The sequence below is a fragment of the Bartonella sp. AU16XJBT genome (assembly GCF_028618665.1).
GTDB lineage: Bacteria > Pseudomonadota > Alphaproteobacteria > Rhizobiales > Rhizobiaceae > Bartonella.
Window position 1 is genome coordinate 16514 of sequence record NZ_JAQITF010000002.1, and the last position, 19954, is coordinate 36467.

Consider the following 19954-nt stretch of genomic DNA (forward strand, 5'->3'; position numbering starts at 1 on the left):
ATGATGAAGCCATAGAAGCTATATGACTGTTATGATATATAAAAATATTGATTTATCATGAAGTTTGTTTTTTTCTCATATTGAATGAGAGCTCTGAAAAGAAGAGATTTTCCTATTTTAAATCATGTTTATAATGAATTTTAAAGTGGTTTTTTCCATGAGTTGGGTGTGTCAATGAAAATCATTTCAGGAAGAAGCAATAAGATCCCTTATGAATGAATATTAAGAGCGAGCAATACGACGAGCTGTAAATGAATGAGAATAGGGGCGAAATTTATCGCTTAATTTGGATGGATAATATTGCTTACTGCGTTGAAAAAAAACGAGCTTCTACATTCAATTGACTATTTTCTCGCAAATTCACACATACGCTGATTTACGAGAGAGCTCATTATAATGCCAATCTTAAGATATAAGCAAACAAGAGATCGATCTTACCTTTTCAACGATAGATGAAGTGCTGATAAAAAACTCTATCAAATAAGCTTTTTAAATTATGTATATCCTTTTTATTGGGGAGCGTTAAAGATCTGATTATAATTTTTGTTATTAATTTCCAAAGGATGTTCTTTATTGGCAATTTGTAGCATTTCTAGTTTGAGATCTTCTCTGATCATCATATCTATACTCGCCCGAACCTCAGGTGAAAGAGTATGAGGCGTGATATCTTTAGGCATCGTTACAGACTTTATTTGATAAATGATACGATTTGTTGCAACCGGACCTTTTATAATGCCATAATGACCTTGGGGAGCAGAAAATAATGCTTTAACCCCTTCAACACCAAGAATTTCAGAGGGATCTTGACGCCGGAGGGGTGGTGTTGTTTGTTTTGTAACACCAAGTGTCTGAGCAAGAGCAACAAGACTTTTTCCTTCCATAAGCTGTTTGAGAGCATTTTGGGCTTTTTCATCAAGAAGGCGCTGAATTTCCTCACTTTTCCATTGAGACAGAACATCGAGCTTAGCTTCTTCAAGTGTTTTATCGCGGGCAGGAATAATTTTATCGACCTTATACCAGAGATATCCACCATTTTGAAAAGAGAGAGGATCAAGATCAACACCTTCATTTGATTGATAGATGGCATTGAGTAAAGCATCTTTTTGAGGTAAATCCGTGAGAATTGCACCTTCAAGCGTTTTGCCCGTTTTATCAAGGGTAATTGTGCGCAGAGATAATTTGTATTGGTCAGCAAGCTCTTTGAGAGAAGCACCTTCAAAACGAGCATTTTCAATGGCGACATAATTGTTACGGATATCACCAGTCGCACGATTTTTGGCAAGTATTTGGCGAATATTTTCTTCTACACTTTCAAAAGGAAGAGAGCTTGAAGGTTCAATATGTGTAACGCGAATGAGAACAGGTCCTTGTAAGTCATTTATTACAGGACTGACCTGCCCTTGTTGGAGTTCAAAAATTTCAGATGCGAGATGATTAGGCAGTTCATTTTCTGCAAGAGGCCCTTTTTTTATGTCATTAAGAGTCTTTTTTTCAGCTTTTACCAGTTCATCAAAACTCAATCCATCGGCTATTTTTTTTGCTGCATTATCGGCTTTTTCGCGTGTGGGGAATCGCAGTTCTTCGAATGTACGCTTTTCAGGCGTTACAAAACGTGAAGCATTTTGAGTATAATAGGCTTTTGCCTCATCTGTTGAGATATCTTTAGGTTTTACGAAATCATTAAGTTCCATCGATAGCAAAGAGACAGTACGGTATTCCGGAGCGCGAAATTCACTTTGATGTGTTTCAAACCATTTTTGTAGTGTTTCGTGATCAGGATCAGCAATTATTTGCTTTTCTTTTAGATCAATAACGAGATAATCAGCGCTCCGCTTTTCTCCTTGATAAAGAGCAAGTGCTTTATAAAAGAGATCGGGTGCTTTCATATCAGAAAGTAAAGCTGCAATAAGTTGGTTACGCTTTTCTTGTTTGGTGTAATAATTAAGAAAAGCACTTTCACTGATCCGTAAATGCTGAAGATAGTTATAAAATAAATTTTTATCAAAAGTGCCATTTATCTGAAACATCTTATCAGAACCAATCGTATGAGCGATTGTATCTTTTGAAAGACTTATTTTCATTTTACGGGCTTGTTCATCAAGCAGTACATTTTGTTGCAATTGATTAAACACAAAAGCGGGAATTTGGTATTGTTGCATTTCATTTGGTGTAAACATTCGTCCAAGATGAGCCGCCTGTGCTAAACGTGCGCTTTGATCGGCAAGTGCGAGACGATAATCATCGATAGTAACTATGGACTTTCCAGAAGTAATAAGATCTCTTTCGCTTTTTGTGTGTAAGTGTGGTATTCCCCATAAAAGAATGAAGCATAAGAGTAAAATAGCAAGGAAAATTCTGAAAATCCAAGAATTTGTAGCACTTCTTATGACGTCAAGCATTGTTCAATTCCATTTTAAACATAAGTTATTATCAAAGCAGTAATGGAATTTGCAATAAAGAGACGAAAGATGCAAGCTTTTAAAGACTTGCTTTCGTTTTATAATTTGATACTACAAATAAATAAAGTGTTATAAGAGCTCTTGAGGTGAAAATATGTCTCCAAATATTCGGCCTTTTCTTGCTGGAAATTGGAAAATGAATGGAACGAGAGAATCGCTTGGAGAATTGCGCGCTATTGCTACAGGCGTTAGCTCTGATTTCGGTCATCTATTTGAAGCGCTCATTTGTGTTCCTGCAACGCTTTTATCGCGTGCTTCTAATACGCTGAATGGTGAAAATCTCCTTTTAGGAGGACAAAATTGTCACTTTGACGATCATGGTCCTTATACGGGCGATATTTCAGCTTTTATGCTTAAAGAAGCGGGAGCAAGTCATGTCATTATTGGGCATTCGGAACGTCGTACAGTGTATCAAGAAAATGATGCAATTGTCTGTGCTAAAGTGCAAGCAGCGTGGCGCGCAGGTCTTGTGGCTCTTGTGTGTATTGGTGAAACATTAGAGGAGCGCAATAATAATAAAGTACTGGATGTTCTTGTGCAGCAGCTTGAAGGCTCTTTACCAGATGATACAATAGCAGAAAATACCATTATCGCTTATGAACCTGTTTGGGCGATAGGTACTGGCAATACGGCGACTTCAGAAGATATTGCAAAAGTGCATCATTTCATTCGTAATAAGATGTGCTCTCGTTTTGGTGATGAAGGAAACAAAATACGTTTGCTTTACGGTGGATCGGTAAAGCCATCCAATGCCTTTGAGCTTTTAAGTATTCCTCATGTTAATGGGGCTTTGATTGGTGGAGCCAGCTTAAAAGCGATTGATTTTTTAACGATTTGCGATGTTTGTCGTAAATTATAGCAGAGAAATTTGAGTTCCCCCTTGGATTGTGTGTTATTTATGTGTAAAGAGCTTATGAAAGAGTTATTTGAAGAGCAGGGTTTATGCAAACAGTACTTATTGTTATTCACTTATTGATTGTAATTACTTTGGTTGGGGTGATCTTAATCCAACCTTCAGAAGGCGGTGGGCTCGGTGTGAGTAATAGCTCAGGGCTGATGAAAACCCGTGGATCTCGGAATCCTTTAACACGTTTGACGGCTATTTTAGCCTGTTGTTTTTTTGTTGTGTCCATTGCACTGACTGTTGTGGGAAGTATATCAAATTCTAGTTCTGATATTTTAAAGCGTATACCGGTTAATTCAGAGCAGAATTCTACCAATAAAGGCTCAGAATCAGTTCCATCATCAGATGGTGAGTCTCAACCTTCTATTCTTGAACAGTTAGGGGGCACTTCGGATTCTTCGCAGGAACAAAAATCGCTTACAAATCCTGAAGTGGAAACCCCAGTTCCACCGGTTCTTGAAAGTACAGTTCCAGATAACAGTACAAAATAGTTCTTTAGAGAAAATATAGACTTTTAAAAAGGTGATTTTTTCACCTTTTTTATTTGTTTATTTTATTTTAGAAGAAAAACTGTTTCTTTTTGTATTTTTTGCTGGAAAAATTATTATAAATTGCTTATCACCATAAGCCCATGGCACGTTATGTTTTTATTACTGGTGGTGTGGTTTCTTCCCTTGGAAAAGGCATCGCAGCGGCAGCGTTAGCGGCGTTATTACAGGCACGTGGCTATCGTGTACGCCTTCGCAAACTTGATCCTTATTTAAATGTTGATCCAGGGACGATGTCGCCTTATCAACATGGTGAAGTCTTTGTGACCGATGATGGTGCGGAAACGGATCTTGATCTTGGTCATTATGAGCGTTTTACTGGGCGTTCTGCAAATAGCCAGGATAATATTACAACAGGGCGTATTTATCGCAATATCATTGAACGAGAACGGCGGGGTGATTATTTGGGGGCAACAGTTCAAGTTATTCCTCATGTTACAGATGAAATTAAGCGATTCATTACGACGGGCAATGAAGAATTTGATTTTGTTTTGTGTGAAATAGGTGGAACGGTTGGTGATATTGAAGCTATGCCTTTTCTAGAAGCGATTCGTCAGCTTGGGAATGAACTCTCCCGACAAAATGTCGTTTATGTTCATCTTACGTTAATGCCTTATATTCCCTCGGCAGGTGAATTAAAAACAAAACCAACACAACATTCTGTCAAAGAATTGCAATCAATTGGTATTTCTCCTGATATTTTGCTTGTGCGTGCAGATCGGTCTATTCCAGAAACAGAGCGGTGCAAATTATCACTTTTTTGCAATGTTCGCGCCAAAGCGGTTATTCAGGCATTAGATATGCCAACAATTTATGATGTTCCCATGGCCTATCATAAAGAGGGTTTAGACTCTGAAGTTCTTTGCGCTTTTGGGATAGATTCGTCCCCTCTTCCTCAGATGGATCGGTGGGAAGATATTACGCATCGCATTCACCACCCTGAAGGAGAAGTTACGATTGCTGTTGTAGGAAAATATACGGGCTTAAAGGATGCTTATAAATCTCTTATTGAAGCGATTGCGCATGGTGGTTTAGCGAATAAAGTGAAAGTTAATATTGAGTGGATTGATTCGCAACTTCTTGAAAAAGAAGATTCCGTTTTAGCTTTACAAAAAGCGCATGGAATTTTGGTTCCTGGGGCTTTTGGGGCTCGAGGGGCAGAAGGAAAAATTCGAGCCATTCAATTTGCGCGAGAGCGTAAAATACCATTTTTAGGGATTTGTTTTGGAATGCAATTGGCTTGTATAGAAGCTGCGCGCAATATTGCGCAGATTGAGAATGCTTCATCAAGTGAGTTTTGCGAAACAGAAAATCCAATTGTAGGTTTAATGACAGAATGGCTTAAAGGTGATGTTCTTGAAAGGCGGACAAGAAATGGTGATCTCGGCGGATCCATGCGCCTTGGTGCTTTTGCTGCTGAATTAAAAGAAGAAAGTCATATTGCTAAAATATATGGGATGACAAAGATTGTTGAACGACATCGTCATCGTTATGAGGTCAATATTGATTATAAAGATAAGTTAGAACAGTGTGGTTTGATTTTTTCTGGCATGTCTCCCGATGGCGTTTTGCCGGAAACAATAGAATATGCAGATCATCCATGGTTCATTGGTGTTCAATATCATCCAGAACTAAAATCACGCCCTTTTGATCCACATCCACTTTTTTCTTCTTTTATTGAAGCCGCTGTAGAACAAAGTCGATTGGTTTAAGGCATAAATTTGGTTACTTTGCTTTTGAGGGATAAAATGACGAAACCAAATGCGCGTGTAAAAGTTGGAAATATTATTTTTTCAAATGAAATGCCTCTTTCATTAATTGCAGGGCCATGTCAAATGGAAAGTCGCGATCATGCTTTTGAAATGGCTGGTCGTATTAAGACAATGACCGATCAGCTTGGTATCGGATTTGTTTATAAATCAAGTTACGATAAAGCCAACAGAACCTCTTTGAGTGCGGCACGTGGCATTGGTCTTGAAAAAGCAATGGCTGTTTTTTCTGATTTAAAAAAAGAGTTTGATTGTCCTATATTGACTGATGTGCATACCGAAGAGCAATGTACAATTGTTTCTTCTACGGTTGATATTTTACAAATACCTGCTTTTTTATGTCGTCAAACAGATCTTTTGATCGCAGCCGCCAAAACAGGGTGTGTTATTAATATTAAAAAAGGTCAGTTTTTGGCGCCGTGGGATATGGAGAATGTTTTAAAAAAGGTTGTTCACAGTGGTAATCCCAATGTTATGCTTTGTGAGCGCGGTACATCATTTGGTTATAATCGTTTGATTTCGGATATGCGTTCGTTGCCTATTTTACGTTCATTTGGGGCTCCTGTTATTTTTGATGCAACACACTCCGTTCAAGAACCTGGAGGGCAGGGAGCTTCATCTGGTGGACAGCGTCAATTTGTTGAAGTTTTAGCGCGTGCGGCTGTTTCTGTTGGGGTCGCCGGTATTTTTTTAGAAACACATCAAGATCCAGATCATGCACCTTCTGATGGACCCAATATGGTTAAAATTGACGATTTACAAAGATTGCTTGAGACTTTAATGGAGTTTGATGATCTGTCAAAGAAGTTGAATTAAGAAGAGAAAAAATATTTTATGAATAGGACATTAGAAATGAATCGCGGCTTTGATTGGATAAGGAAATACAGATGACTATAATTGTCGATATCATTGGACGTGAAGTTCTGGATAGCCGTGGTAATCCAACGGTAGAAGTTGATGTTTATTTGGAAAATGGCGCTTTTGGTCGCGCTCTGGTTCCCTCAGGGGCTTCAACGGGGGCACATGAGGCTATAGAACTTCGTGATGGTGGTTTGCGTTATCAAGGGAAAGGTGTTGAAAAAGCGGTTGCTGCAGTCAATGGCGTAATTCTTGAAGAACTTGGTGGGCGGGATGCCAGAGACCAAATCGCTATTGATCAAGCAATGATTGCTTTAGATGGAACGCCAAACAAAGCCCGTCTTGGTGCCAATGCACTTCTTGGTGTTTCATTGGCTGTTGCAAGAGCCGCCGCGAACTCATTAAATTTACCTTTGTATCGTTATATTGGTGGACCGCAAGCGCATATTCTTCCAGCACCTATGATGAATATTATTAATGGTGGCGTTCATGCTGATAACTTGATTGATTTTCAAGAGTTTATGATTATTCCGGTAGGAGCCCCTAGCGTGAAAGAAGCCATCCGTTATGGTGCTGAAATTTTTCATACGTTGAAAAAGCGTTTAAAAGATGCAGGTTATAATACCAATGTTGGTGATGAAGGTGGTTTTGCACCTCAATTTAAAAGTGCAGATCAAGCAATTGATTTTATTATGGAATCTATCATGGCTTGTGGATATAAACCAGGTGAACAGATTGCACTTGGTTTAGATTGTGCTTCCACTGAATTTTATAAAAATGGTTCATATTTCTATAAAGGTGAGGGAAAATGTCGTGACATCCAAGAACAGGTAGATTATCTGGCGCACCTTGTGAAAAGTTATCCTATCGTTACCATTGAAGATGGAATGGCAGAGGATGATTGGGAAGGTTGGAAGCTCTTCACTGATACAATTGGAGATAAGTGTCAGCTTGTTGGCGATGATTTATTTGTAACAAATTCAGCGCGTTTGCGTGAGGGTATCAAGATGGGGGTAGGCAATTCTATTCTCATAAAAGTTAATCAAATTGGGACATTGAGTGAAACACTTGATGCTGTAGAAGTCGCCCATAAAGCAGGTTATCGTGCCATTATATCTCATCGCTCAGGCGAAACAGAGGATTCTTTCATAGCAGATCTTGCGGTTGCAACGAATTGTGGACAAATTAAAACAGGTTCTCTGGCACGTTCGGATAGATTAGCAAAATACAATCAACTTATTCGTATTGAAGAAATGCTAGGGGTTCAAGCACGTTATGCGGGTGATATATATCGTTAATCGTTGTGAGCACGAAATATGAAAGTATAAGATCATTTAGATCATGAAATTGAGCTGTCTTATCAAAGGCATAGAGCAATTATTTTATAGGTATTTAAATTTATAGGGATTAAGATGAGAGGTATAATTATTAGTCAAGATCAAGGAACATATCTCGTTTCGGGTGATGATGGTAAGCGTTATCAGTTTGCGACTTGGGATTGGTTAGGAAAGAAACCGCCCAGGATTGGTGATACTGTTGATTTTGTCTGTGAAGGCGGTGTGGTCAGTTCTGTTTTTCCGTTGTTGAGACCAAGTACAGAGAATTCCAAGATAATGTTTGCACTTCTTTGTTGGGTTGCAGGGATCTTTGGTGTCCATCGTTTTATGGTTGGGAGAGTTCGGACGGGTGTTTTAATGCTTGTGTTATCTTTATCTGTTGTTGGATTGATGATTACTGGTATTTGGGCAATTGTTGATTTCATACTCATTCTTGCTGGAAAATTTACGGATAAAAATGGGAATCAGATTACAGATTTGTAAAAATCTTATAATAATGTAAAGAGCAGGGAATTGCTTTTTATTTTTACAAATATATTAAGTTCATAATGCAGAATTATTGTACTCTATTTCTTTAATGTGAGATATTAAGAAAAATATGCACAGTTAAATAAAACTATTGAAAAAGACTGTGCTATTTTATATGGGTGAAACAAATACGCAAATCGGTTAAAGTGTACTTTGGGCTGCAGCTTATAGCAGTGGAAAGCGCTAATTATTGGGGGGGCTCCAAGCTATTTCAATTCCACATTTATCATGTATCATGGTTTCTATGCGTTTTATTTACGCAGTGAGGTTAATCAGCATATTATCAGATAATAATCTCTTTATGAATAACACATGAGGAGCAGCTTTATAGGTGGGTAAGGATGAAGGGTAAGATTATTGGTCAAAATCAAGGAGATTATTTTGTTTCAGGGTCTGACGGTAAGCGCTATCAATTTTCGAGTTGGGATTGGTTAGGAAAAAAAACACCAAAGGTAGGGGATGCCGTTGATTTTGTATATGAAGATGATGTTGTTAAATCTGTTTTCCCTCTTTTGAGTGAATCACAGTCAGAAAAATCAAGATTGGCGATAGCACTTGTTTGTTGGTTTTTTGGATGGTTGGGAATTCATCGCTTTATGGCAGGTAAAGTTGGAACGGGCATTGTAATGCTTCTTATAAGCCTACTAAGTATACCATTTACTATGGGGATAGGAATACTTTTAATAACTGGGCCTTGGTCATTTATTGATTTTATAGTTATTTTATCGGGATATTTTAGAGATGAAAATGGGGATAAAATTATAAATTGGTAGAAATTTTAGAATAATATAAAATGTAAAGAGCTAAGAATTTTCTTTACTTTTAATGTTGTCAATATATTAATTTAATAATATAAATTATTTTAGTCTATGTCTTTAAATGTGAAATATTAAAGAAAATTATGAATATTTAAATAAAACTATTGAAAAAGACTGTACTATTTCATATGAAAAAAGAGAAAGTGCAAATCGAACAGCGTGCTTTATATTACCACTTATAATTGCGGGAATTTTAAGTTGTTGGGGGATTTTAAGCTTTTTAAATTGTCATATATCACGGTGAATACAGATTGTATTCAGGCAGTAAGGTTTATTCAACATATTATCATATTAGAAGAAAAGCTTCTTTATGAATAACAATTTTATAGGTGGTGAAGATGAAAGGTAAGATTATTGGTCATGATCAAGGAGATTATTTCATTTCAGGGGCTGATGGTAAGCGCTATCAGTTTGCGAATTGGGATTGGTCAGGAAAAACGCCGCCGAAAGTTGGTGACGTCGTTGATTTTGTGTGTGAAGGGGATACCATTAAATCTATTTTCCCTATCTTGACTGAAGGTCAGTCACAGCAATCAAAAGTGACGTTAGCGGTCGTTTGTTTTTTTCTAGGTGGACTAGGACTTCATCGTTTTATGGTTGGTAAAGTTGGAACGGGCATTGCAATGCTTCTTATAAATATAATAAGTGTAATAAGTATAATAAGTGTAATATTTATGCCGGTAGGGCTTATAGGAATTTTTTTGATAATTACACCTTGGGTATTGATTGATTTTATAGTCATTTTAACAGGAAATTTTAAGGACAAAGATGGGTGTAAAATCACAACTTAGAGGATATCCAATATTTATAATATAGAAAGTGGGTTATTCAGCTTACTTTGATTGTATTTAAGGGGGGGATAAATTGGTGGTAACAAATTGTTTGCGTGTGTAGATTGAGTAATGAGGTGTTAATCAAAATCGTGCATAGTTGGGCAGAATATTAAGAAACTTGTGCTGTAAAGACTGTGCTATTTTATGTGGACAAAGCAGAAACGTAGATCAATCAAAGTGCGCTTTGTACTACCTCTTATGACGGTGGGTGTTTTAAGCTATTTCAGTTACCATATTTATCATGGTGAGTATGGATTGTATTCACGCAGTGAAGTTAATCAGTATATTAGCGAATTAGAAAAGGAGCTTCATAAAATAGAAGCTGAGCGGAAATTCATTGAAAAGCGCATTTCTCTTTTACGCAATGGACATATTGAAAAGGACATGTTGGATGAGTATGTCCGAAAGAATTTAAATTTTTCTAAGCCAAATGAATTGACAATCTTAATGCCTTGAAATGATATCAAAGGTAAATGAGAAATCGCTTAATTTAAACGACAATCAGTAATGATATTGTTTAAGCCGATTGATAAGGCTTGTAACTTTCGTTCGTAAAGGTTATTCCTAGCTAATCATAAAAGGGAGTTTAATATGGCAGAACGACTTAAAAAAAATTCTGCGTCGGTAGCGCACACTGCATTATCAAGCACCACGAAAAAAGCACCAATAGCAGTTTTTACAAAAGAGGAAGAAATTGATGCCTATCGTGAAATGCTTTTAATTCGCCGTTTTGAAGAAAAAGCAGGACAACTTTATGGTATGGGGCTTATTGGGGGATTTTGTCATCTTTATATTGGACAGGAAGCTGTTGTTATAGGAACATTAAAGGCAACAAAAGAAGGTGATCAAGTTATTACGTCTTACCGCGATCATGGCCATATGTTAGCAGTTGGGATGAGCCCGCGTGGTGTCATGGCAGAATTAACGGGACGCCAAGGGGGATTTTCCAAAGGCAAAGGTGGCTCGATGCATATGTTCTCTAAAGAAAAGAACTTTTATGGTGGACATGGTATTGTTGGTGCGCAGGTTCCCATAGGTTCAGGCTTGGCATTTTCGAATCAATATCTTGGTAAAGATAATGTGACATTGGTTTATTTTGGTGATGGTGCTGCAAATCAGGGGCAGGTTTACGAAAGTTTTAATATGGCTTCACTTTGGAAGCTGCCGGTTGTTTATATTATTGAAAACAACCAGTATGCTATGGGAACATCCGTTTCACGTGCATCTGCAGAAACTGATTTTTCGCGTCGTGGTCTTTCTTTTGAAATTCCAGGTATTGTTGTTGATGGTATGGATGTTCGATCCGTAAAAGGTGCTGCTGATGAAGCAATTTCTTGGGCTCGTTCGGGTAAAGGGCCGATCATTCTTGATATGCAAACCTATCGTTATCGTGGTCATTCCATGTCTGACCCGGCAAAATATCGCTCTAAAGAAGAAGTCCAAAAAATAAAAGAGGAACACGATCCGATTGATCAAGTAAGAAGTCGGATTCTTAAACAGAGTTGGGCGAGCGAAGATGATTTAAAGTCTATTGAGAAAGAGGTCCGTGCAATTGTTGCTGATGCGGCAGATTTTGCACAAAGTGATCAAGAGCCAGATGCTTCTGAGCTCTACACGGATATTTTAGTTTGATGCGAGGGAAGCAAGTATGTCTATTGATATTTTGATGCCGGCGCTTTCACCAACTATGGAAGAAGGTAAATTGTCTAAATGGCTCAAGAAAGAAGGTGATAAGGTTCGCTCTGGCGATGTTATTGCTGAAATTGAGACGGATAAGGCGACAATGGAAGTAGAGGCTGTTGATGAAGGCACTCTTGGTAAAATTTTTGTGCCTGAAGGTTCTGAAGGCGTAAAGGTTAATAGTGTTATTGCAGTTTTATTAGAAGAAGGTGAGCGTGCTGAGGATATCTCACAGTCTACGGATACAGCACAAAAACCTAAAGCGTCCTCCCCTTCTCTTCCCTCGTCAGTTCCGCAGTCTCCGACTTTTGCTATCCCTGCTGATTTTGATATTCCAGCGGGAACACAAATGGTGACAATGACAGTCCGTGAAGCGCTTAATCAGGCTTTGGCTGAAGAAATGCGGCGTGATGAAAAAGTCTTTCTCATGGGGGAAGAAGTTGCGCAATATCAAGGGGCCTATAAGGTTAGCCAAGGTTTGTTGGAAGAATTCGGAGAACGGCGCGTTATTGATACCCCAATTACAGAGCACGGCTTTGCCGGGTTGGCTGTTGGTGCTGCTTTTGGAGGGTTACGTCCTATTGTCGAGTTTATGACCTTTAATTTTGCCATGCAGGCAATGGATCAAATTATTAACTCAGCAGCAAAAACACGTTATATGTCTGGTGGGCAAATGACTGCTCCTATGGTTTTCCGTGGTCCCAATGGCGCGGCGGCTCGTGTTGGAGCTCAACATTCTCAATGCTATGCTGCCTGGTATAGTCATATTCCAGGTCTGAAAGTTATCATGCCTTATAGTGCAGCAGATGCAAAAGGTTTGCTAAAAGCTGCTATTCGTGATGATAATCCTGTTATCTTCCTTGAAAATGAGATTTTGTACGGGCATCAATTTGAGGTTCCTCAACTCGATGATTTTATTTTGCCTATTGGTCGGGCGCGTATTCATAAGTCTGGGCAAGATGTGACGATTGTTGCCTGTGGGATTGGAATGCATTATGCTGTTCAAGCGTTACCAGAAATTGAGAAACTTGGTATTGACGTTGAATTAATTGATCTACGAACCATTCGTCCGATGGATCTTCCGACAATTCTTTCTTCTGTTAAAAAAACGGGTCGTTTGATAACAATTGAAGAGGGGTTTCCTCAGTCATCTGTAGGAACTGAAATAGCAACGCGTGTTATGCAGCAGGCTTTTGACTATCTTGATGCACCAATTGCGACGATTTCTGGTAAAGATGTTCCAATGCCTTATGCTGCTAATCTTGAGAAGTTGGCTTTGCCTGATACTGCTGAAGTTATTGAGGCTGTTAAGGCTGTGACGTACAGAGCATAACGGAGGAAAGCACAATGCCCATTAAAATTACAATGCCAGCGCTTTCCCCTACGATGGAAGAGGGAAATTTAACAAAATGGAATATTAAGGAGGGCGATAAGGTTTCCTCCGGGGATGTTATTGCTGAAATTGAGACGGATAAAGCGACGATGGAAGTTGAGGCCGTTGATGAAGGTAGGGTTGCCAAAATCGTTGTTCCTGCTGGTACACAAGGTGTTAAAGTAAATTCTTTGATTGTTGTTTTAGCAGAAGAAGATGAAGACTTAGCTGAAGCGGCAAAAGTTGTAGAAGAGACCTCTTCTTCTACAAGACAAGAATCAGAGGGTGTAAAACAACCAGATTCTCTGAAGCAGACGGACGCAAAGGGAGCAAAAATGTCTCATGAATCATCAGATCAGCAATTAATACAGCAAGATAAAAAGAGGACTCGTCTTTTTGCTTCTCCCTTAGCACGGCGATTAGCTTCTCAGGCAGGTCTTGATTTATCGCTTATTTCTGGAAGTGGTCCCCATGGACGTATTATTAAGTGCGATGTAGAAAAAGCTATGGGCGGTGATATTTCTCAAGCTTCTTATTCGTCACAAATCGGCAAGCCGGTTGCAGCGGGTGCTTCTGATAAACAGATATTGCAACTCTTTAAAGAGGATGAATATATTTTCGCACCCCATAATAATATGCGTAAAACGATCGCCACACGTTTGGTGGAATCAAAGCAAAGAGTTCCGCATTTCTATGTGACCGTAGAGTGTGAACTTGATGCGCTATTAGCGTTGCGTACACAATTGAATGCTGCTGCTCCAATGGTTAAGACTCTGGAAGAAGCTAAGCCTACTTATAAGCTTTCTGTTAATGATATGGTAATCAAAGCGGTTGCACTTTCTTTGAAAGCGGTTCCTGATGCGAATGTTTCTTGGCTTGAAGGTGGAATGCTTCATCATAAACATTGTGATGTTGGGGTTGCTGTTTCTGTTCCCAATGGATTAATTACGCCGATTATTCGCCATGCAGAGGAAAAGCCGTTATCGCTTATTTCCAAAGAGATGAAGGATTTTGCAAAGCGTGCGCGTGAACGCAAGTTAAAAATGGAAGAATATCAGGGGGGAACAACAGCTGTATCCAATATGGGGATGTATGGTGTAAAAAGTTTTTCTGCTATCCTTAACCCACCACATGCGACGATTTTTGCGATTGGCGCAGGTGAGCAACGCGCCGTTGTTAAAAATGGCGCATTAGCCGTTGCAACAGTTATGTCGGTTACACTTTCTGTTGATCATCGTGCTGTCGATGGTGCTTTAGCAGCAGAGCTGGCACGAACTTTTAAGAAGATGATTGAAAATCCATTAGCAATGTTGGTTTGAATGACAATTCTTCACGTAAACTATGAGCGTGTATGTTAAGAGAGTGAAAGCAAATTTAAAAGTTTGAAGAGTAATGCTATTGCTGTTTCTGGTTTGGGTAAAGCATTTATGTGAAGCATAGAGTAAAAACATAAGATAATTTTATCATGTTGGTTTTCAGTCTTAAGTTCAAAGAGTGCATATCCATTTTATATATATCCATGGAGGAATTACTGTGGCAAATCTTTATGATGTAATTGTAATTGGATCAGGTCCAGGCGGATATGTAACCGCAATTCGTGCTGCGCAATGTGGCTTTAAGACTGCAATTGTTGAGCGTGAACATCTGGGAGGGATTTGTTTAAATTGGGGGTGTATTCCAACAAAGGCCCTTTTACGTTCGGCGGAAGTGAAACATTTTGCTGAACATGCGAAAGATTATGGACTAAAAATTAATGGTTCAATTGAAGCAAACATCAAAGATGTTGTGACACGTTCACGCAGCGTTTCAGCACGTTTAAATGCTGGTGTTGATTTTTTAATGAAAAAAAACAAAATTGATATTATCTGGGGTGAAGCAAAGCTTACGAAAGAAGCGAAAGGAAGCCAACCTGCGGAAATTATGGTTTCTTCATCCTCTAAACCGGTTATGCAACCGCAAAATCCAATCCCTAAAGGAATATTAGGGCAGGGGACTTATCAAGCAAAACACATCATTATTGCAACAGGCGCACGTCCTCGTGTCCTTCCTGGTATTGAGCCAGATGGAAAGCTCATTTGGACTTATTTTGAAGCGATGATCCCGCCAGCAATGCCAAAATCGCTTTTGGTCATAGGGTCTGGAGCTATTGGTATTGAATTTGCTTCTTTTTATCGTGATATGGGTGCTGAGGTCACTGTTGTTGAAATGATGCCTCACATTATGCCCGCTGAAGATATTGAAATTTCAACATTTGCCCGTAAACGGTTAGAGAAAAAAGGTTTACGTATTCTTTGCCAAGCAAAAGTAACAAAGGTTGAAAAAGCTTCCAATTCTGTGACAGTACATATTGATGTTAAGGGCAAAACAGAGACAATGACTGTTGACCGGGTGATTTCTGCTGTTGGGGTGCAGGGTAATATTGAGAATATCGGGTTAGAAGCGTTGGGTGTCAAAACCGATCGTGGGTGTATTGTAACCGATGAATGGAGTTGGACAGGGATTGGAGGTATTTATGCTATTGGTGATGTGGCAGGTCCTCCTATGTTAGCCCATAAAGCAGAAGAAGAAGGCGTGATATGCGTTGAACGTCTTGCGGGTTTAAAGAATGTTCATCCGCTTGATAAGAAAAAAATTCCAGGGTGCACCTATTGCACACCACAAGTTGCTTCTGTAGGTCTTTCAGAAGCAGCAGCAAAAGACGCAGGGTATGATATACGTATTGGTCGTTATTCTTTTTCCGCAAATGGCAAGGCGATTGCTTTGGGTGAAGATCAGGGGTTAGTAAAAACGATTTTTGATCAAAAAACAGGACAGCTTCTTGGCGCCCATATGGTCGGGGCGGAGGTAACAGAACTAATACAGGGTTTTGTTATTGCCATGAATCTTGAAACAACAGAGGAAGAATTGATGCATACTGTCTTTCCACATCCGACCTTATCGGAAATGATGAAAGAAAGTGTATTGGATGCTTATGGTCAAGTTTTAAACGCTTGATGATTGGGTTTGAGTGAAAGATCTTATATTTTTCATTGCGACTTTATATTTATAAGGCAAAGGCTTAAATGGTTACGGTTGTTGATAGAGTTACGAATAGACGTTTGCGTCATCCTGAAAAGGCCCATCGTCCGGATACAAGCGTTCAGAAAAAGCCAGATTGGATACGTGTAAAAGCGCCAACATCACCGGTCTATAAGGAAACGCATGGTATTGTCCGCACACATAAGTTGGTGACTGTCTGTGAAGAAGCAGGTTGCCCTAATATTGGCGAATGTTGGAGCCAGCGGCATGCAAGCTTTATGATTTTAGGTGAGATATGTACGCGTGCTTGTGCTTTTTGTAACGTTGCAACAGGTATTCCGCTTGCCGTTGATGATGATGAGCCAGAGCGTGTAGCCGATGCTGTTGCACGGATGGAATTAAAGCATGTTGTCATTACATCTGTTGATCGTGATGATCTTGCTGATGGTGGCGCTGAGCATTTTGCAAAAGTTATTTATGCGATTCGTCGAAAAGCGCCTAAAACAACAATTGAAGTTTTGACACCTGATTTTCGTCATAAGGATGGTGCTTTAGAAATTGTTGTTGCTGCTAAGCCTGATGTTTTTAATCATAACTTAGAAACAGTTCCTTCTAAATATTTGAAGGTTCGTCCAGGAGCGCGTTATTTTCATTCAATTCGTCTGTTACAACGCGTTAAAGAACTTGATCCAACAATTTTTACAAAATCGGGAATTATGGTTGGCCTTGGAGAGGAACGAAATGAAATTCTGCAATTAATGGATGATTTACGCTCTGCTGATGTAGATTTTATGACAATTGGACAATATTTGCAGCCTACGCGAAAACATCATCCAGTTATTCGCTTTGTGCCTCCGGAAGAGTTTGAATCTTTTGCCAAGATTGGTAAAGTAAAAGGTTTTTTACATATGGCTTCCAATCCTCTGACACGTTCATCTCATCATGCAGGAGATGATTTTGCCATTTTGCAAAAAGCGCGTGATGAAAAATTTGCCTTACAGAGATAATTATGCCAACTTTTTCAACACATCGGCAAGTTGCCCATAGTGCTCGTGAGATGTTTGATCTTGTGTCAGATATTGAACGTTATCCTGAGTTTTTACCCATGTGTGAGGCTTTAATAATACGTTCTCGCAAGAAATGTGAGGAAAAGACGTTGCTTCTTGCAGATATGACCGTTGGCTATAAGGTTATTCGAGAAACGTTTACGACCCAAGTTTTTCTTCAGCCAAAGAAAGCTTTGATAGAGGTTAATTATATTGATGGTCCATTTAAATATCTTGAAAATCGTTGGGTCTTTCATAATATTGAAAATACCAATGCATGTAATGTAGAGTTTTTTATTGATTATGAATTTAAAAGTAAAATACTTGGACGCGTGATGGGCTCAATGTTTGATATTGCATTTCGTAAATTTACCGATGCTTTTGAAAAGCGCGCCAATCAGATTTATGGTTCTGCAATAACATAATCTATTCTGTTATTTTTTAATAAGACACATTGTTTATAAAGGCGTAAAGGTGGGAATTGATTGCCATCTTTAGTGATTTCTTTTTTTTAAGGGAAACTCTTTTAAACAGAACATCACAATATTTATTAGATAAGATATTGATGATTATGGACTCCAATGTTGAATAGAGAGTTTTGAAATTGGTATGGAAATTCAGAGAAGTCGTTCCAGAATCATTTGAAAAGCATTTTCAACAGTTGCATGGCGGATAGTCTTGCGATCAAGATGGCCAAAGTGCATTTCTTTGTGCAAAGGGGAGTGATTTTTGTAAGCAACTGCGCAATGCACAAGCCCTACAGGTTTGTTTAGACTTGCGCCTCCTGGACCAGCAATTCCTGTTACAGAAACTGCAATGTCAGCTTGTGAATGTTTTAATCCACCTTCAGCCATTGCAAGAGCAACTTCTTTTGAAACGGCACCATAGGTTTTTATAAGTTCAGCACACACGCTAACAAGGCGTGTTTTGGATTCATTTGAATAAACAACAAATCCACAATCGAGGACATCTGACGATCCTGCAATATTTGTGAGGCTTGCAGCAATGAGTCCTCCTGTACAAGACTCGACAGTTGTTAATAATAAACCCTTTTGGCGACAGATATTAAGAACTTCATGCGCTTGTTTTTCATAAAAATATGTCATTGGGGAATTTCTCCTGGATAAAGAACACTTGCTGTTGCCAAAGCCGCAATGCCTTCGCCACGACCAATAAACCCCAGTTTTTCATTTGTTGTCGCTTTGATAGAGATTCGGTCCGGTGTCATTGCAAGTATTGTCATAAGATTTTCTGTCATAGCATGACGATAGGGACCAATTTTAGGGTTTTCAGCAATAATTGTGATATCAACATTGGCAATACGACCCCCAGCTTGTTTTAGAAGACCAAGAGCATGGCGTAGAAAAATTTCTGATGATACATTTTTCCATTGAGGATCAGAGGGAGGAAAATGTGTACCGATATCTCCTGCACCTCGTGTTGCAAGAAGGGCATCTGTTAATGCATGAAGAGCAACATCCGCATCGGAGTGTCCATTTAATTTTTTATGAAAAGGGATTCTTATACCACATAATATAAGAAAATCCCCTTCTTCGAAAGAATGAACATCATAACCATTACCAGTACGGATATCAGGAAACATTTGCATTTTTTTCTGGAGATATAAATGGGCGGTATCAAAATCTTTGTGCCATGTGATTTTTATATTATGAGGATCACCTGGAATGGTGCGCATAGGAAGACCAAACCATTCGGCAACGGCACAATCATCAGTGAAGTCTTCTTTACAAACTTCTTTTGCTTGTTTATGGGCTGCTAAGATATGTTCAAAGGGAAAGCACTGTGGCGTTTGTGCACTATAAAGATGGGTACGGGGAATTGTTTCTAAAACATGCTGATGATTGATGCGTTTAAGGGTATCAGAGATGGGTAGAACAGGAAGAACGCCTTCTTGAGGCGTGATAGTGTTATGAATGTTATCAAGGAGCTTATTTTCGATAAAGGGACGTGCACCATCATGAATATGCACATATTGGGGATTGAATTTTTTAAGTGCCTGAAGTCCATGTAAGGTAGAGATTTGACGTGTATTGCCTCCTTCAACGATAATAAGGCGCTCTTTCAATTCGGCGAGTGCTTGTTCACAGATTTGACGATCTTCTGGATGAATAACAAGGATAATTGTTGTGATAGCTGGATGCTGCAAAAAACAATGCACGGTATGATAAATAATCGGCTTTTGTCCTAGAAGCCGATATTGTTTTGGAACTTTATGGGGAGATCCTGCTCTTTCACCACGTCCAGCGGCTAATATTATTGCTGCAATAGAAATACTGAATCTCCTTATGTTATAACTTTAGTTTATTATTTATTAACTTTAAAATGATTGTGAAAGGATGATTGTTGTAGATCAGCAAGGGATATCACGGATAACACCTCAAAAAAAGCATTTAATGCTTTTTGAAGTGCCGTATTTAAACCACAAAAATCGATCAGTGGGCAATTGGATTCTGCAGTATTGAAACATTCTGCGAGGGAAAAGTTATCTTCTGTTACTTTCACAACATCAGCAACAGAAATCTCTGCTGCGGGTTTCGCCAATTTAACACCACCATTGCGTCCACGCACTGTTTGTATAAAACCTGCTTGAACAAGTGGTTGAAGGATTTTAAATAAAAAGAGTTCTGAAACGGCATATGTTTTAGCAATTTCTGGAACACGACACAGCGATCCCTGCTTATCTGCACAATACATAAGCATTCGAAGAGCATAATTTGTTTGTTTTGTTAAGCGCATCTCATTTCCTTTGTAAAGTATCGTCGG

General features: G+C 38.9%; 19 protein-coding genes. 15 read left to right on the forward strand and 4 right to left on the reverse strand.

Annotated features, from left to right (window positions below):
• Positions 1 to 509: 509 nt before the first annotated feature.
• Complete coding sequence (locus tag PVV66_RS01230; protein WP_273718526.1) at positions 510 to 2399, reverse strand: peptidyl-prolyl cis-trans isomerase; 1890 nt, start codon at positions 2397 to 2399, stop codon at positions 510 to 512.
• A 154-nt stretch (positions 2400 to 2553) separates the two neighbouring features.
• On the opposite strand from PVV66_RS01230, the gene tpiA reads away from it, so the two are divergent.
• From tpiA to PVV66_RS01305, 15 genes are all read left to right on the forward strand, one after another.
• Positions 2554 to 3318 (forward strand): triose-phosphate isomerase, encoded by a 765-nt coding sequence (gene tpiA, locus PVV66_RS01235; RefSeq protein WP_273718528.1) that lies wholly within the window; start codon positions 2554 to 2556, stop codon positions 3316 to 3318.
• An 83-nt stretch (positions 3319 to 3401) separates the two neighbouring features.
• On the forward strand, positions 3402 to 3854 hold the full coding sequence (gene secG / locus PVV66_RS01240; protein WP_273718530.1) for a preprotein translocase subunit SecG: 453 nt from the start codon (positions 3402 to 3404) through the stop codon (positions 3852 to 3854).
• 140 nt (positions 3855 to 3994) lie between these two features.
• The gene (locus PVV66_RS01245; protein WP_273718532.1) at positions 3995 to 5623 is read left to right on the forward strand and encodes a CTP synthase; all 1629 of its coding nucleotides are present in this window, start codon (positions 3995 to 3997) and stop codon (positions 5621 to 5623) included.
• A gap of 36 nt (positions 5624 to 5659) precedes the next feature.
• Positions 5660 to 6496 (forward strand): 3-deoxy-8-phosphooctulonate synthase, encoded by an 837-nt coding sequence (gene kdsA, locus PVV66_RS01250; protein ID WP_273718534.1) that lies wholly within the window; start codon positions 5660 to 5662, stop codon positions 6494 to 6496.
• Between the two features lie 71 nt (positions 6497 to 6567).
• A complete protein-coding gene (eno, locus tag PVV66_RS01255; RefSeq protein ID WP_273718536.1) occupies positions 6568 to 7836 on the forward strand; it encodes a phosphopyruvate hydratase in 1269 nt (422 codons plus the stop codon).
• A 114-nt stretch (positions 7837 to 7950) separates the two neighbouring features.
• On the forward strand, positions 7951 to 8358 hold the full coding sequence (locus tag PVV66_RS01260) for a TM2 domain-containing protein (protein WP_273718538.1): 408 nt from the start codon (positions 7951 to 7953) through the stop codon (positions 8356 to 8358).
• A gap of 386 nt (positions 8359 to 8744) precedes the next feature.
• Positions 8745 to 9176 (forward strand): TM2 domain-containing protein, encoded by a 432-nt coding sequence (locus PVV66_RS01265; protein ID WP_273718539.1) that lies wholly within the window; start codon positions 8745 to 8747, stop codon positions 9174 to 9176.
• A gap of 383 nt (positions 9177 to 9559) precedes the next feature.
• A complete protein-coding gene (locus PVV66_RS01270) occupies positions 9560 to 10012 on the forward strand; it encodes a TM2 domain-containing protein (RefSeq protein ID WP_273718646.1) in 453 nt (150 codons plus the stop codon).
• Between the two features lie 186 nt (positions 10013 to 10198).
• Positions 10199 to 10510: a septum formation initiator family protein gene (locus PVV66_RS01275; RefSeq protein ID WP_012231414.1), complete on the forward strand. Its 312-nt coding sequence runs from the start codon at positions 10199 to 10201 to the stop codon at positions 10508 to 10510.
• Positions 10511 to 10645: 135 nt separating this feature from the next.
• Entirely contained in the window at positions 10646 to 11686 is a 1041-nt protein-coding gene (gene pdhA / locus PVV66_RS01280) for a pyruvate dehydrogenase (acetyl-transferring) E1 component subunit alpha (protein ID WP_273718542.1), read from the forward strand.
• A gap of 16 nt (positions 11687 to 11702) precedes the next feature.
• The gene (locus PVV66_RS01285) at positions 11703 to 13067 is read left to right on the forward strand and encodes a pyruvate dehydrogenase complex E1 component subunit beta (protein WP_273718545.1); all 1365 of its coding nucleotides are present in this window, start codon (positions 11703 to 11705) and stop codon (positions 13065 to 13067) included.
• Between the two features lie 14 nt (positions 13068 to 13081).
• Complete coding sequence (locus PVV66_RS01290) at positions 13082 to 14425, forward strand: pyruvate dehydrogenase complex dihydrolipoamide acetyltransferase (protein WP_273718546.1); 1344 nt, start codon at positions 13082 to 13084, stop codon at positions 14423 to 14425.
• Between the two features lie 214 nt (positions 14426 to 14639).
• Positions 14640 to 16100: a dihydrolipoyl dehydrogenase gene (gene lpdA / locus PVV66_RS01295; protein WP_273718548.1), complete on the forward strand. Its 1461-nt coding sequence runs from the start codon at positions 14640 to 14642 to the stop codon at positions 16098 to 16100.
• A 68-nt stretch (positions 16101 to 16168) separates the two neighbouring features.
• Positions 16169 to 17131 carry a lipoyl synthase gene (lipA, locus tag PVV66_RS01300; RefSeq protein ID WP_273718550.1) on the forward strand — a complete coding sequence of 321 codons (963 nt, stop codon included), beginning with the start codon at positions 16169 to 16171 and terminating at the stop codon, positions 17129 to 17131.
• Between the two features lie 2 nt (positions 17132 to 17133).
• The gene (locus PVV66_RS01305) at positions 17134 to 17595 is read left to right on the forward strand and encodes a type II toxin-antitoxin system RatA family toxin (protein WP_273718552.1); all 462 of its coding nucleotides are present in this window, start codon (positions 17134 to 17136) and stop codon (positions 17593 to 17595) included.
• Positions 17596 to 17787: 192 nt separating this feature from the next.
• Here PVV66_RS01305 and PVV66_RS01310 read toward each other — a convergent pair whose 3' ends face one another.
• From PVV66_RS01310 to rirA, 3 genes are read right to left on the reverse strand one after another with little or no spacing between them, the layout of a single operon-like run.
• On the reverse strand, positions 17788 to 18276 hold the full coding sequence (locus PVV66_RS01310) for a CinA family protein (protein WP_273718554.1): 489 nt from the start codon (positions 18274 to 18276) through the stop codon (positions 17788 to 17790).
• Positions 18273 to 19463: a bifunctional 2-C-methyl-D-erythritol 4-phosphate cytidylyltransferase/2-C-methyl-D-erythritol 2,4-cyclodiphosphate synthase gene (locus PVV66_RS01315; protein WP_273718648.1), complete on the reverse strand. Its 1191-nt coding sequence runs from the start codon at positions 19461 to 19463 to the stop codon at positions 18273 to 18275. Before PVV66_RS01315 ends, PVV66_RS01310 begins: the two co-directional genes overlap by 4 nt.
• Before the next feature lie 32 nt (positions 19464 to 19495).
• Complete coding sequence (gene rirA / locus PVV66_RS01320) at positions 19496 to 19927, reverse strand: iron-responsive transcriptional regulator RirA (protein WP_273718556.1); 432 nt, start codon at positions 19925 to 19927, stop codon at positions 19496 to 19498.
• Between the last annotated feature and the right edge of the window lie 27 nt (positions 19928 to 19954).